This window comes from Wolbachia endosymbiont (group B) of Ennomos erosarius (genome assembly GCF_964026905.1).
Lineage (GTDB): Bacteria > Pseudomonadota > Alphaproteobacteria > Rickettsiales > Anaplasmataceae > Wolbachia.
The window spans coordinates 166,744-180,774 of sequence record NZ_OZ034708.1; the positions used below are offsets into that span (position 1 = coordinate 166,744).

12 protein-coding genes and 1 pseudogene are annotated in these 14,031 nt (G+C 36.1%); 5 read left to right on the plus strand and 8 right to left on the minus strand.

From position 1 onward, the window contains the following. The 6 genes from AAGD95_RS00820 to pgsA all read right to left on the minus strand — a co-directional run bounded on the left by AAGD95_RS00820 (position 1) and on the right by pgsA (position 5,348). Positions 1–852, minus strand: a complete 852-nt coding sequence (locus AAGD95_RS00820) for an IS982 family transposase (RefSeq protein ID WP_410542088.1) — start codon at positions 850–852, stop codon at positions 1–3. A 172-nt stretch (positions 853–1,024) separates the two neighbouring features. Continuing rightward, positions 1,025–2,188, minus strand: coding sequence for a peptidoglycan DD-metalloendopeptidase family protein (locus AAGD95_RS00825; protein ID WP_410542081.1), 1,164 nt, complete (start codon positions 2,186–2,188; stop codon positions 1,025–1,027). After that, positions 2,185–2,925: a YebC/PmpR family DNA-binding transcriptional regulator gene (locus AAGD95_RS00835; RefSeq protein WP_265035618.1), complete on the minus strand. Its 741-nt coding sequence runs from the start codon at positions 2,923–2,925 to the stop codon at positions 2,185–2,187. The genes AAGD95_RS00825 and AAGD95_RS00835 overlap by 4 nt, the downstream gene beginning before the upstream one ends. A 59-nt stretch (positions 2,926–2,984) precedes the next feature. After that, complete coding sequence (locus AAGD95_RS00840; protein WP_341818867.1) at positions 2,985–3,692, minus strand: outer membrane protein assembly factor BamD; 708 nt, start codon at positions 3,690–3,692, stop codon at positions 2,985–2,987. A gap of 60 nt (positions 3,693–3,752) precedes the next feature. Continuing rightward, a complete protein-coding gene (locus tag AAGD95_RS00845) occupies positions 3,753–4,694 on the minus strand; it encodes a hypothetical protein (RefSeq protein WP_341818588.1) in 942 nt (313 codons plus the stop codon). A 111-nt stretch (positions 4,695–4,805) separates the two neighbouring features. Continuing rightward, the gene (gene pgsA, locus AAGD95_RS00850; RefSeq protein ID WP_264703993.1) at positions 4,806–5,348 is read right to left on the minus strand and encodes a CDP-diacylglycerol--glycerol-3-phosphate 3-phosphatidyltransferase; all 543 of its coding nucleotides are present in this window, start codon (positions 5,346–5,348) and stop codon (positions 4,806–4,808) included. Between the two features lie 134 nt (positions 5,349–5,482). Here pgsA and AAGD95_RS00855 point away from each other — a divergent pair, with 134 nt between their 5' ends. From AAGD95_RS00855 to AAGD95_RS00870, 4 genes and pseudogenes are all read left to right on the plus strand, one after another. Then, positions 5,483–6,805 carry a malic enzyme-like NAD(P)-binding protein gene (locus AAGD95_RS00855; RefSeq protein ID WP_341818589.1) on the plus strand — a complete coding sequence of 441 codons (1,323 nt, stop codon included), beginning with the start codon at positions 5,483–5,485 and terminating at the stop codon, positions 6,803–6,805. A gap of 78 nt (positions 6,806–6,883) precedes the next feature. After that, entirely contained in the window at positions 6,884–7,102 is a 219-nt protein-coding gene (locus AAGD95_RS00860; protein ID WP_265035034.1) for a BolA/IbaG family iron-sulfur metabolism protein, read from the plus strand. A 15-nt stretch (positions 7,103–7,117) separates the two neighbouring features. Beyond that, positions 7,118–7,441 carry a Grx4 family monothiol glutaredoxin gene (gene grxD / locus AAGD95_RS00865; RefSeq protein WP_265035036.1) on the plus strand — a complete coding sequence of 108 codons (324 nt, stop codon included), beginning with the start codon at positions 7,118–7,120 and terminating at the stop codon, positions 7,439–7,441. Between the two features lie 226 nt (positions 7,442–7,667). After that, a pseudogene (locus AAGD95_RS00870) lies at positions 7,668–8,551 on the plus strand (IS982 family transposase). 251 nt (positions 8,552–8,802) lie between these two features. Here AAGD95_RS00870 and AAGD95_RS00875 read toward each other — a convergent pair. Beyond that, positions 8,803–11,457 (minus strand): 2-oxoglutarate dehydrogenase E1 component, encoded by a 2,655-nt coding sequence (locus tag AAGD95_RS00875; protein ID WP_341818868.1) that lies wholly within the window; start codon positions 11,455–11,457, stop codon positions 8,803–8,805. A gap of 414 nt (positions 11,458–11,871) precedes the next feature. Here AAGD95_RS00875 and AAGD95_RS00880 point away from each other — a divergent pair, with 414 nt between their 5' ends. Next, the gene (locus AAGD95_RS00880; RefSeq protein ID WP_410542088.1) at positions 11,872–12,723 is read left to right on the plus strand and encodes an IS982 family transposase; all 852 of its coding nucleotides are present in this window, start codon (positions 11,872–11,874) and stop codon (positions 12,721–12,723) included. 448 nt (positions 12,724–13,171) lie between these two features. On the opposite strand, the gene ubiA is transcribed toward AAGD95_RS00880, so the two are convergent. Next, the gene (gene ubiA / locus AAGD95_RS00885) at positions 13,172–14,029 is read right to left on the minus strand and encodes a 4-hydroxybenzoate octaprenyltransferase (RefSeq protein WP_341818590.1); all 858 of its coding nucleotides are present in this window, start codon (positions 14,027–14,029) and stop codon (positions 13,172–13,174) included. Between the last annotated feature and the right edge of the window lie 2 nt (positions 14,030–14,031).

A 14,031-nucleotide genomic window follows, 5' to 3' on the forward strand; every position in this document is an offset into this window, starting at 1 on the left:
TTAAGGAAGGAAGAAAGTATAGGAAATAGAAGGCTTTTTGGATTTGATGGAATAGGAAATGAGAGTAGAAAAGATATGAACCAAAAAATTAACAGGGGATCTATGGCGAGTGTGTTCAATTTCTAGTCTATTTTTTAGGTAACCAAAAACAGTCTCAATGATAGACCTTTTTCTCAGTAAAATCTTCTCATTTAGCGAAATCAATGCATTTTTCATACCTTTTTTCACCTTGGTAACAAGTTTCAAACCTCGGTCAAACAGCTTCTGAAAAAGCTCTTTTGCAATATAACCTTTGTCACCAAACAAAAGGCCGGTTAATTTTTCCGTCAGATTTGGCACAGGTATCCTATCATCAACATTGCCTTTTGTTAGCGTAAGTGAATGAATTTCACCATTTTCATTGATTACCATATGTAATTTGAAACCAAAAAACCAGCCGTAAGTACTCTTGCTTAATTTTGCAATTCCAGCAAAAACTTTGTTTTTGGATATTCTTTTTGCATGACAAACTGCAATGGGAGTTGTGTCTATATATGAAATTCCAGTGTTTTCTGACTGTCCACAAAGCCAATGCAACAACATTGCTAAATGCCACAAAACCCTAGGCTTTAGAGCAACAAACCTGGTATATGAAGGCAACTTTGGAAACTCTGATTTGTAGAGCAACGTTAGGTAATGTAGATAGAAAGTTTTGAAATTTTTACACGGAGATTGTTGATATAGCAGGATTATTGTCATGATTTCGGAGTGTTCAATTTCCGTTGTTCTTGTGGGTTTTTTACCATTTGGCAGTAGTTTACCTGCAAAATTTTTCTCTATATCTCTGCAAAAATCATCGACCAAACAAAACAGTTTGTTATATCTTCCATGGTTAACCTCATCTGTTTTTTTATAACTGCTGAGTTTACCCTGTTTTCTTGCCTTTTCTATTCTCCTTTAATCCAGAATTCGCGTTATTAGTACAGGAAAAGCCCGAATTTGACTCAAATTTCTATCGTTTATCGTATTCTTATCCATATTATCTTTAAACTTCTTTTTCACTTGAACCCTCTCTGTTGATCGTTTTGTTTATCTTATTTACAAATAGTTTAAACTCTCTTAATTCATGATCAGGCAATTTTACTTCAGTTTTATGTGCTATCGTAAGCGGATCGATGTGTTTGCCATTATATATAACTTCGTAATGTAAATGGGGTCCTGTTGCAATACCAGTGCTACCAACATAAGCGATGACCTGCCCCTGCTTTACTTTAGAGCCTAACTTTATATCGCCACTAAATCTACTTATATGCGCGTAACAGGTTGAATACTCATTTTTGTGTTTTATTTTGATGTAATTTCCATAGCCACCATTCTTTCCTATATATTCTATCACACCCTCTGCAGCAGCGTATATGGGAGTGCCAAGTTTAGCTGCATAATCCACTCCTTTGTGAAAAGCAATTTTACCGCGAATAGGATGCTTTCTATTGCCAAATTTTGAGGATATGCGATAATCTCCATTTAAAGGATTTGCAAAAATTTCGCCATTTTTTAAGCTTATTCCTTCATTATTAAAATACCTTTCTTTGCCGTCTTGCGATTTATAATGATATAAACTAATAGCTTTCTTGTTTATTGTCAGTGAAGCATATAAAATCTTTTCTTTAGTCTTCTGATTACCGAGCGATCTCTCAAAAAGAACCTCCAATTTACTCTTCGGCACAATGTCTTTTTTAAAATCAACACCAAAATCTTTATATATGTTGATCAATTTTACCACTGTATTTGGCGCCAACCCTTGCTTAATTCCCGTGGCAAAAAAGGAAGATTTTATGGTACTGGACATGAATAATAATCTTCTATCATGGTTACTTTCTGTCACCTCAAAATCCTCTCCTGTCATTCCAGCGCTTGACGCTGGAATCCAGTTGGTGTGTCCATTTGTAATTGAATTTTCTGGATCCCAGTGTCTAGGCACACAACTGTACAAACATTGCAATTTGCGGGTGGTGTCATTCCAGTGCTTGACACTGGAATCCAGCTCTTTGACTGACAATGCTGCATAGTGTGCTTGAATTTTTCTGGATCCCAGTGTCTGGGCACTGGGATGACACCCTACACACTGGAACAGCACTGCAAGATCTGTTAATGTTTCAGTAGCATATGCTGGTAAAATACAAAGCAATACAAATATTACCAGCCTCATAGCTTATCAACAAAAGTAAAATTACCTTCCACATACTGTACATCATCATTATCTTCTAGCTCTTCAACCAATGCAGATAATTTATCAATCAACTCTTTATCGCTAATTTCAATCAGATCTTTTGGCTGCCATGAAAGACGAGCAAGTTCTGGTTCTCCGAATTTTGCATAAAAGGCATCGCGTACTTTACCAAAATCTTTTATTTCACAAGTTATAACGTGTAACCCTTCTTTGTCATTTTCTTCAACATTCAATACTTCTAATTCGATTCCATGACTGAATAAATCGTCAAAATTCACACCCTCTGCTTTATAGACAATTAAACCTACATGATCAAAAAGATAACTAACGCTTCCTGTTTCTCCTAAATTTCCACCTTTGCGAGAAAAAATATAACGCACCTCAGAAGCAGTGCGGTTGCGGTTATTAGTCAAGGCATGGACAATGAGTGCAGTTCCAGAAGGCCCATGACCTTCATATTGGATTTCCTCATAATTTTCTCCAGCAACGTTACCAGTTGCATTTTTTATTGCTGTTTCTATTTTATCTTTTGGTAGATTTTCCTTGCGTGCAGCAAATATAGCAGAGCGAAGGCGCGGGTTGAGTTCGTGATCGGGTAGCCCTTGCTTTGCAGCAACTGTTATTTCTCTAATCAGCTTCGTAAATTTTTGAGAGCGCTTTGCATCCTGAGCACCTTTTCGGTGTTTGATATTTGAAAATTGTGAATGACCAGCCATATTCAAATAGTTAAAAACCTAATTATATATCAAAGCATAGAAAAAACTAAAGCAAATTTTCAAGCCTCCGGCTTGGCATCTTGCAGGTTTTCTGCTAATAACATACTTTCATACTGCTTAGCTTCTAAGTCAAGGCCAATAGCTGAATGGGCTGCTATTAAATGGTTAATAGACTTAGAAAAATATTTAGAATCCTTATAGCTTGCCATATTCTGGAAACGCTTAATTGCTGCCAAATATTCACCACGCCTCAGATAAAATTTACCGATAAAATACTCTTTTGTTGATATATGCTCTGTGATTAGCTTTGCTTTTTCCTTTATCTCGTCTACATATTCGCTGCCTGGAAAGAGATTAATGTACTCTGTAGCCAGCTCTAAAGTTTTATATGCAGTTTGCTGTCCAAGTTGCACTTTATTAATTTGCATGTAATAAGATAATACTCTTAAGTAGTATACATATGGTAAATCTTCACCATTTGAATAAACATATATATAATCATCCATATCACTTGCAGCACTGCTATAGTTACCCATATTATAGTGAGAAACCCCAGATAATAATTTCGCTTTCATTGCCCAATAAGACAAAGGATACAAATCCTCTATCTTATGAAATGCCCTAATAGCTTGTTTATATTTTTTCTGTTCAAAAAGTTCAACTGCTTCTTCATATAGTTCAGTTTCAGTTTTTTCAAGATCATTCGCATACGATTGTGTAAAGGAGCAAATTAGGAAAATAAAGCACGTGATTAAAGTCTTATACATAAGATTTTTTTCGATCAAAATAAAGTATAGACCTAAATATTACTTAAATAAATAAATTTCTTAGGCAATAGCCGGCCCTTCTTCTTTATAACTACGGTCAGAACTACCTGCATTTCTTGATTCACCTCGTCCTTCCACTTTTGGATCTTTCAGCGTCTTGCTGTAGGAATGTATAGTTAAGACCTGTACAGCCATAAAAATTGCAATACCTATCAAGCCTAAAGTAGTTCCAACAGAAGGATTTAAGGACGATGCTAATGCCATTAACATTATCCTTCTTATTAAAAATATAGAAGAACCAGCAAGCGCCAATCCGGCTACAGACATATTGCTAGTTTTCTTGCTAGATTTCTCATCAAGATCAGACTTTTCTGTTTCCTTTTTCTTATTTTTTTCATGCTTATCAATATAAGAAACAATAGTTACAAGAAGAGCAATTGCATTGGCAAGAAATAAAATTGCATCCTCTGCTGCTTCAAGTGAAGGTGTTTCACCCATTATCATACCTACAATGACCAGTGCAGTTGTTATAGCCTCAATATAGATCAAACACTGACCTATATCAGAAATATTGTGCTCTTTTTCCTTTACTTCCTCTTCATTTTCAATGTTTTTCAACTCTCGTTCTTTTTGTGCTATTTTCCTATTATTGTAAATTAAATATAGCGTACAAATAAGAGATAGGACCATGAAAGGTAATATAGTGTGGCTTAGCGCGCCACTTATCACGCCAAGCAATACCTGATCGCTACATATTTTTTCCAGTTCAATAGCCATAAATAATGCAAATGGAACCATTGTTACCAATGATACACATTGTCTATATAGCTCTCTTTTTTTTAGTGTTAATAGCTCTTGTTCTAGCCTTTCTCTTTTGACTTCTTTATCAACTGTTGGCCAAAAATCCCAAAAAAACTCTTCTAATGGTTCAAAATCTCTTTTTTTCTTATTCTTTCCTGGAACCTTTTTGGTAGAAGAAAATTTGCCACTAGGTGTTTTCATAATATTAACCTAATTAGTTGTAAGTTAATACAATTATACACCTTTTTGCTTTCTGAGTCAATATCACTAAGATATTAACTACTCTTGTCTATTAACTATTTCCTAGGAGATTTAATCAATCTGTTTGATGCCGGCTAGGATATAATTATAGCCTGACCACATAGTTATAATAGCTGCAACCCATAAACAAATCGCACCTGTATATTGGATCATATAATAATCGTTCATTATTAGCGCTACTACAGCAACCATCTGTAGAAATGTTTTAATTTTTCCAGCTTTGCTTACAGGTAGACTAACATTTGTAGCTATCAGAAACTCCCGTAAACCCGAAACTAATATCTCCCGACAGATGATGATAATCGATGGTACTATTGTAAAATCATTTATCTTTTGCTTATAAATTAGCATAATTATCGTTGAAACCACTATTAATTTATCAGCAATTGGATCAAATAGCTTGCCAAACTTTGATTGGACTTTCCACGCACGCGCCAGGTAACCATCAAAAAAATCCGTAATGCACGCAAACACAAAGATTGATATTGTTATCAGGCCTGCATATTTATTTTCTATATAAAAACTTAATATTATTGCTGGTATTGCAAGTGCACGAGAAATTGTAAGCAAATTAGGCACGTTTTTCTTAAGCATGTAATATCATCTTACGTAATAGGTAAACTTATACAGAAGTACAACAGAGTTCACAAGCTAATAGTTTACAATTGAACATTCATAAAAACTCCATATACTTAAAAAATACAAGCTTAAAATATAAGGATGTAATGATGAACGATGATTTAGATAGTACCACAAAACAAGAAGCACTTAAGTATCACAGTAGAGGTGGTAACCCTGGTAAAATTTCAATCATGCCAACAAAACCTTTATCTACCCAGTATGATTTGTCACTTGCTTATTCCCCTGGCGTTGCAGCTCCGTGCCTTGAAATAGCTAAAAATCCTGAGGTTGTTTATAATTATACGGCAAAAAGCAACTGTGTTGCTGTCATTTCAAATGGCACTGCAGTGCTTGGACTTGGTAATATTGGTCCTCTTGCTGCAAAACCTGTCATGGAAGGCAAAGCTGTTTTATTTAAGCGTTTTGCTGATATTGATGCAGTAGATATAGAAGTTGATACAGAAAATATAGAAGATTTCATCAATGCAGTAAGGTATCTTGGGCCAAGTTGGGGAGGAATAAATTTAGAAGATATAAGATCTCCCGATTGTTTCATAATAGAGAAACGTCTGAGTGAATTGATGGACATTCCAGTATTCCACGATGATCAGCATGGAACTGCGGTGGTTGTTGCAGCTGGTATAGAAAATGCTCTTGATATTGCCGGAAAGAAATTAGAGGATGTTAAGATCATCATGAATGGAGCTGGTGCAGCCGGTATTGCATGTTTAGAAATACTAAAGTCCATGGGCGCTAAAAATATAGTGCTGTGCGATAAGCAAGGAGTAATATACAAAGGTAGAAACGAGGACATGAATGAGTGGAAGGAAAAGTATGCAATTGATACTTCCGAACGTTCTCTACTTGATACAATAAAAGGCGCTGATGTATTCATCGGACTATCTGCAAAAGATGTGTTAAATGAAGAGATGTTAAAGAGTATGGGCAAAGACCCGATTATTTTCGCTCTCGCTAACCCCGATCCAGAAGTAAGGCCTGAGTTTGCAAAATCTGTGAGGCCAGATGCAATAATCGCAACTGGTAGGTCAGATTACAACAACCAAGTCAACAACGTAATGGGTTTTCCTTATATATTTAGAGGGGCGCTTGATGTATATGCAACAACAATAAATGATGAAATGAAAATTGCAGCTGCAGATGCAATAGCAAAGCTTGCCCGTGAGCCAGTACCAGGTGAGATATCTGCAGCCTATGGCGGTCGTAAAATGAGCTATGGACGTGAATATATAATACCTACTCCATTTGACCCAAGATTAATTTCTATAGTATCTCCTGCTGTTGCAAAAGCTGCAGTTTACTCAGGTGTTGCAAGAAAGGCAATACAAGATTGGAGCAAATATGAAAATCAATTAAAATCTCGCCTTGCTAGTGCTCTTAACATGCTGAATTTACTGTCTTCACGATATTAGTAACTATACAATCAATAATTCAATTGTGCTCAATCGTTTTAGATTTATAATGAAAGTATTGTAATTTAAAGCAAATCAATGGTTATTGCAATTCATGAGCTAGAAAGAATCGTCAAACAATCGTTCCCCGATGCTGATATAAAGATTCATGATCTTGCTGGAGATAATGATCATTATTATTTAAAAATAACCTCCAAGCGCTTTCTCGGAAAGACAAAAATAGAACAGCATAAAATGGTATATAAAGCACTAGAAGGTCAGTCTATACATGCCTTGCAGCTAGAAACTAATACTTAAAAATAAGGTGAATTTATGAACAATTTTGAACAAATAAAAAAAAATATAGCAGAAAATGATGTGGTATTGTATATGAAAGGCACTTCTGATTTTCCTCAATGTGGATTCTCTGGACTCGTTGTGTCAATCCTTAAAAAATTGAATGTGAAGTTTAAGTGTATTAACGTATTGGAGAATGATGAAATACGTGAATCTATAAAAAAGTTTTCTGATTGGCCAACAATTCCACAACTATATATAAAGGGAGAGTTTATCGGTGGCTGCGACATAACCCGCGAGATGTACGAAAAAGGTGAATTGCAAAGCTTATTAAAAGAAAAAAAAATTATTGCGGAATAAGTACCAAGAAACCAGTACCCAAACGCTGGAATTGGTATAACGTAGTATAGCTATGAAAAAGGATCTTGTATCTTGAAAAAAGCATCTAGTGTTTTTAAGCTTAAGCATTAGGTGGAGCAGTTGTGTTAAAAGTCAATAGAAAAATTGATGTAGCTGTGAATAAGTACTTAAAATTTGTGTGGGTGTACTTATTCACAGCTACGCTATTAACGCAAATTCTGGATTAATAGATGAGGTTAACCATGGAAGATATAACAAACTGTTTTGTTTGGTCGATGATTTTTGCAGAGATATAGAGAAAAATTTTGCAGGTAAACTACTGCCAAATGGTAAAAAACCCACAAGAACAACGGAAATTGAGCACTCCGAAATCATGACAATAATCCTGCTATATCAACAATCTCCGTGTAAAAATTTCAAAACTTTCTATCTACATTACCTAACGTTGCTCTACAAATCAGAGTTTCCAAAGTTGCCTTCATATACCAGGTTTGTTGCTCTAAAGCCTAGGGTTTTGTGGCATTTAGCAATGTTGTTGCATTGGCTTTGTGGACAGTCAGAAAACACTGGAATTTCATATATAGACACAACTCCCATTGCAGTTTGTCATGCAAAAAGAATATCCAAAACAAAGTTTTTGCTGGAATTGCAAAATTAAGCAAGAGTACTTACGGCTGGTTTTTTGGTTTCAAATTACATATGGTAATCAATGAAAATGGTGAAATTCATTCACTTACGCTAACAAAAGGCAATGTTGATGATAGGATACCTGTGCCAAATCTGACGGAAAAATTAACCGGCCTTTTGTTTGGTGACAAAGGTTATATTGCAAAAGAGCTTTTTCAGAAGCTGTTTGACCGAGGTTTGAAACTTGTTACCAAGGTGAAAAAAGGTATGAAAAATGCATTGATTTCGCTAAATGAGAAGATTTTACTGAGAAAAAGGTCTATCATTGAGACTGTTTTTGGTTACCTAAAAAATAGACTAGAAATTGAACACACTCGCCATAGATCCCCTGTTAATTTTTTGGTTCATATCTTTTCTACTCTCATTTCCTATTCCATCAAATCCAAAAAGCCTTCTATTTCCTATACTTTCTTCCTTCCTTAATCCAGAATTCGCGTTATAGCTCCGCTTCTGTCATCCTATGGCTTACTGTACGAACATTGCAATATGGCACATAGTAAACGATGTCATTCCAATCTGAAATCCAGCTTTTTCATAATCATCAAAACGTTGTATTTTAACATAAAACGGCTACTTTTATGCTTACCAACTTAATAAAATTCCTGAATCCAAGTAGTCAGGGCACTGGGATGACACCACTTTTGCTTAAAAACCTCAATATTTGTACAATTGTGCTAGATTCCCTGCACAACTTGCTTCAAAATTTCCTCCTGTTGCTGAGCATGGACACTAGCATAGCCACATGCAGGAGATACAGCAGCAGGTCTTGCGATACACTTAGGTCTTTTTGCTTGAATATCGAGATTGGACAACACTTCTTCTATCAATCGGTTGACAAAAAACCATCCTCCCATATTTTTTGGTTCTTCTTGACACCATATAATTTCAGCGTTTTTGTACTTTTCAAGTTCACTGCTTAGTTTATCGGCAGGAAATGGATAGAATTGTTCTAAACGTATTATTGCTATATCGTTTACCTTTTGTACCTCACATACTTCAATTATGTCGTAATAAACTTTACCACTGCATATTACAACTTTACGTATTTTATCATTCGAAACTAAACCTGTTCTATATTCTGGGATTACCGTGAGGAATTTTCCTTCAAAGTCAGATAGGTTAGAAACTGCTCTTCTATGACGCAGTAGCGATTTAGGTGTAAACACTACCAGAGGCTTACGAAAGTCTCTATGCATTTGTCTGCGTAAGACATGGAAGTAATTTGCCGGAGTGGAACAATTAACTACCTGCATATTATCCTCTGCGCAGAGTTGCAAAAATCTCTCTATACGTGCGGAGCTATGCTCAGGTCCTTGCCCTTCATAACCATGAGGCAGCAACAAAACTAGACCGCTTGATCGCAACCACTTTGTTTCTGCAGATGCGATAAACTGGTCGATCATAATTTGCGCACCATTTGCAAAATCACCAAATTGTCCTTCCCAGAGCACCAGTGAATACGGGGAATCAAGACTATATCCATATTCAAAGCCCATTACAGCATACTCTGATAAAGCGCTATCTATGACCTCAAAGTGAGCTTGCTTTTCATTTATATTGTTTAGCGGAATAAACGCTTCTTCTGTTACCTGATCAACAAGCCTTGAATGACGGTGCGAGAAAGTCCCACGACCAGAATCTTGTCCTGATAAACGCACTTCTATTCCTTCTGTGAGCAGTGATGCAAACGCAAGACTTTCGGCAGTTGCCCAGTCTATATTACTACCGGAATTTATACTGTCTATTCTGCCATCAAGTATTTTTCTAACCTTATTGTTAATGTTAAAGCTGCTTGGGATGTTGCTATTTATATGCACACCTAATTTTTTCAACTCATCTGGCGGAACACCAGAATCCGTGTAGTATTCGCTCAAATCGTTCAGCTTTGCTCTTCTTAATTTTGACCACACTCCACCGAACCAGTCAGCTTTTTTTGGAGTATAAGCCGCTGATTTAGCAAGACTTTTATCTAATTTTGCCCTGAATTCACTGCGTAATTTATTTACCTCATCACCGCTTAATACTTTCTCTGCAGTCAATTTTTCTTCATACAATGTTCCAGGAGTTTTATGTTCTGATATCAGCTTATACATAAGTGGCTGAGTGAAATTCGGTTCATCGCCTTCATTATGGCCATATTTGCGGTAGCATATTATATCAATCACTACGTCCTTTTTAAATTTCTGTCTATATTTCATCGCCAGACTTGCAGCAAAACTCACAGCTTCCGGGTTATCTCCATTAACGTGAAACACTGGGGCTTCTATCGATTTTGCTACATCAGTGCAATAAAAAGAGGATCGTGCGCAGCATGGGTTAGCAGTAAAACCAACTTGATTGTTTATAACAATGTGCACAATACCACCCACTTTATAACCTTCAATGTTGCTTAGGCTCAAGGTCTCGGCAACGACACCTTGACCGATGAAAGCCGCATCACCATGAATTGATATGCCAAGCACAGACCTTATATTCTGTTTTGCTCTTATTCTTCCAGCCAAAACCGGATTTACCGCCTCAAGGTGAGATGGGTTAGGACATAAACTTAAGTGTATTTTTTTACCACCAGCAAGTGCTCGATCAGAAGAGTAACCAAGGTGATATTTAACATCGCCAGACACCTCAAGACCACTTGGGTGTGCGAGATTGCCTTGAAATTCAGATAGCATTGCTGCATATTCTTTGCCCATAACTTTGGTTAGAACATTGAGCCGTCCGCGGTGAGCCATGCCAAGGACTATTTCTTCAATACTAAAAGCTGCAGAATCACTAATGATTTTTTCAATAGCAACAATAGCTGACTCTCCACCTTCGATGGAAAAACGTTTATATCCAGGAAATTTCATATGGAGAAATTGCTCGAACATTTCGGATTCGACCAAGTGCCTCAGTATTTCCTTTTTATCTTGTGAACTCAGCGTATAGGTTTGATTTTCGATCTTTTCCTGCAGCCATATTCTCTCTTCATAAGAGGAGATATGCATAAATTCAAAACCGATATTCTTGCAGTAAATATCTCTATAGATTTCAGCGTCACTTGCCGGAGATAGATTTGAATATTTTTGGTAATCTATTTCTTGATTTTCACTTGGTGACAATGGGTTTAAGTCTGCAAAAAAGTGACCATAGGACCTGAAGAAATTTGCTAAACTAGAAACTGAATCATCTACCTTAGTTGCATTGCAGGGCTCCGCTTTGTTAATTTCTAAATTGCTTGAAAAAATTCTATACCAATCTTCCCCGATTGATTTATCGCCCTGCAGATAACGGCTATACATTTCTTCCACAAATTCTGCATTATCACCATAAAGGCAGCTTAAATTCGACATAATCACTATAAAAAGTATCAAATACTTATAAGTATAACTTAAGTTTTTTAAAAAAGAACTTTTTTAGTTTCTAGTTATTAAGCTCCATTTGCTAGATCTGGCAATTTTTGGCTTTTAAGAAACTCCTCCCTAGCTTCGGTGAATTCAGACAATGGTCCTGGTGGAAAAAGCACAGTTTTTACTGCACAGCACGCACAACATAATGCAGCAGTGGCCATAATTGCTGAAGAGTAAAACACGGGACTTGAATTCTGTTGATACTAACGTTCATAGCCAAACAAACCAAAGCGATACTGCATGTCGTAGCTAATAACGCGAATTCTGGATTAAAGGAGAATAGAAAAGGCAAGAAAACAGGGTAAACTCAGCAGTTATAAAAAAACAGATGAGGTTAACCATGGAAGATATAACAAACTGTTTTGTTTGGTCGATGATTTTTGCAGAGATATAGAGAAAAATTTTGCAGGTAAACTACTGCCAAATGGTAAAAAACCCACAAGAACAACGGAAATTGAGCACTCCGAAATCATGACAATAATCCTGCTATATCAACAATCTCCGTGTAAAAATTTCAAAACTTTCTATCTACATTACCTAACGTTGCTCTACAAATCAGAGTTTCCAAAGTTGCCTTCATATACCAGGTTTGTTGCTCTAAAGCCTAGGGTTTTGTGGCATTTAGCAATGTTGTTGCATTGGCTTTGTGGACAGTCAGAAAACACTGGAATTTCATATATAGACACAACTCCCATTGCAGTTTGTCATGCAAAAAGAATATCCAAAAACAAAGTTTTTGCTGGAATTGCAAAATTAAGCAAGAGTACTTACGGCTGGTTTTTTGGTTTCAAATTACATATGGTAATCAATGAAAATGGTGAAATTCATTCACTTACGCTAACAAAAGGCAATGTTGATGATAGGATACCTGTGCCAAATCTGACGGAAAAATTAACCGGCCTTTTGTTTGGTGACAAAGGTTATATTGCAAAAGAGCTTTTTCAGAAGCTGTTTGACCGAGGTTTGAAACTTGTTACCAAGGTGAAAAAAGGTATGAAAAATGCATTGATTTCGCTAAATGAGAAGATTTTACTGAGAAAAAGGTCTATCATTGAGACTGTTTTTGGTTACCTAAAAAATAGACTAGAAATTGAACACACTCGCCATAGATCCCCTGTTAATTTTTTGGTTCATATCTTTTCTACTCTCATTTCCTATTCCATCAAATCCAAAAAGCCTTCTATTTCCTATACTTTCTTCCTTCCTTAATCCAGAATTCGCGTTTTTAAACGCTTGACAAGCGAGATTCAGCTGCTTTTAATTGCAACTAACCTACGCTGCAAATGTTTAAGAAATTTACTAAGCAGAAAAAAAGACAAAGAATCCCCGAGTTAGCTAGTCTTTTACTATCTCTGTCGAGTATTGGCATTTTTTGATGTCTTGTAACGCTTTATAAGCGCGTTCAGCTTATTTAGATAAAAATCTAGATGTAGATGAAGTTTTGTAAAGACATACAGTATCTATATACTGCAAAAAATTGAACATAAGACGCCGATACATTAAGTAATCCTTACCTTTTAATCTGCAGATTGGCGAAAGCAAATACAATAGCTTCAGTTTCATGATAAGAGGGCTGGCAAAGGGTGTCAAGCAAGTTTTTTTGTTTCTGCGGGCTACCTGAGTTTATTGACTTCATTAGAGCCAAAACTCTTGGGACCTAGGTGATAATTCTATCTAAAAGGATGCCAAAAAAGAGAAGCAACCCTACGTAGGAATTATTTTTAAATATGGACATGCATTGACTGGGATCGTCAGGATTGAAATTTTTGTATTGGCGGTGAAATATGAACCCTACAGCAAGTAGAGCAATATAAAAAATGTTATTTAATGATGATAAGATACCAGCATATAGCCACGCCATAAGAGATATTAAATAAAATCTTTTCAACCAAGATTTTGTTGTATCACCAAAATATAATGCGGTAGATTTCATTCCGAGTTTTTCATCATCTTTTTTATCTTGATGAGCGTATATGGTGTCATAACCAAGCGTCCAAAAGACGCATCCTATATAAAACAGCAAGGATTCTATACTGATCTGGTTTGTTATTGCTGCTGAGCCCATGAGCGATCCCATATTGAAGGTAAACCCTAAGAACAATTGTGGCCACCAAACATACCGCTTTAATAAAGGGTAAGTAGCTATCATACACATTGAGATTATTCCAAGTATGAGTGTAGTTTTATTAGTTAATAATAAGATTACCAGGGCAATAGACAGTAACAGTGAAAGTAAAGCTAAAGCCTGCTTTATGTTTAATGCACCACTTGCAAGTGGCCTATATTTTGTTCGTTCAACGTGCGCATCTATTTCTCTATCGAAAATGTCATTGATTATGCACCCTGCAGGTCTCATTAAAAATGCACCTATAGTAAACAAAACAAGGAGAAAAAGAGCCTGATACGATAGAGAAGTTGAGGCTAAAAGAATACCGCTCAAACTGGGAAATAGCACAAGCCACAAACCTGTTAAACTGTGCAATCTCATTAATGAAAAGTAACGATTGAAATGCATTA